The following is a 976-nucleotide window of genomic DNA, read 5'->3' on the forward strand; positions in this document are numbered from 1 at the left end:
CAGATCAGACACCATGCATCGCTAAGTAACGGACGACAGTTTGCGAAAACCGGATAACGTTTAAAATCACCCGGTCGCGACGAGAGATTCTCAATTGTCAAAACGCCCGACTTCGCGACTCGGGTGCATTTTTTGGTTACGTGCGAATTCCTGGGGCGAGTGTATTGCAGACGTCGCGTATTGTCTTCAAATCACCGAATGCTACCGCTGCCGGTTTTGTGTGGCGGGCAGCGTGCCACGTCCAGAGCCAACAAAGAACGGAACTGAACAGAAAGGGGATCCAAACGAACGGTGCCCATTTGACCGCGAACAGCGATACAAACAGGCCGAAAACGCAGATGATCAAAGCACAAGATGCCCGGTCATATTCAGGGTGGTCAATCTTGATAGCCGGCAGCAACCCCGGAGCGAGATGAGAGATCGGACCGGCAAGGGCGCGAAAGTGATCAGTTGAATACGATGACAATTGCGACGAAGGGTGAAAGTCTCCGACGTCGGCACCGTCGCGTTCAAGTAGTTCTCGGATGGCGAAGAAGACACCAGCAGGTGCGCATTTGCGTCCAAGGATAGACGGCACAACGACCGTTTCGATTGTTGCATGTTCCGCAATTAGATTGCAGACACCTTCAAGACGTTGCTTCTTTGGTGGGTTTAGTAGCGGTTTCCAAGTGGATAAAGGAACGTCGATGTTCCAATGCTCATTCAGGGCGATTGCGAGTGGTTTCCACTCGACGAGGTCGCATGCGTACCGCCAATCTTGGATTGTGGAATCGAAGCGCAAGTCAATGTCAGGATCGGCTTCAGGATCGCATTCGCATTGATGCCGATGGTCGTCGCGCAGGACAGCGAGAATGTCGGTTGCGGTAGGCTTCGATTTGGCAAGCGTGTTGATTTTCACTTTCGATTCACGCACATAACGGTAAGCGTAACCGAGATCCGGCGGTTGACGTTGTGATGGCGTAGTTTAGATAGGCCG

The 976-nt window shown here is 52.4% G+C and carries 1 protein-coding gene; it reads right to left on the reverse strand.

Features of this window, described 5'->3' with window-relative positions; translation table 11 throughout:
• Window positions 1-136: 136 nt before the first annotated feature.
• On the reverse strand, window positions 137-898 hold the full coding sequence (locus ABD971_RS31495; RefSeq protein WP_345327703.1) for a hypothetical protein: 762 nt from the start codon (window positions 896-898) through the stop codon (window positions 137-139).
• Window positions 899-976 lie beyond the last annotated feature (78 nt).

This window comes from Novipirellula rosea (assembly GCF_039541335.1).
In the GTDB taxonomy this organism is placed as follows: Bacteria; Planctomycetota; Planctomycetia; order Pirellulales; family Pirellulaceae; genus Novipirellula; species Novipirellula rosea.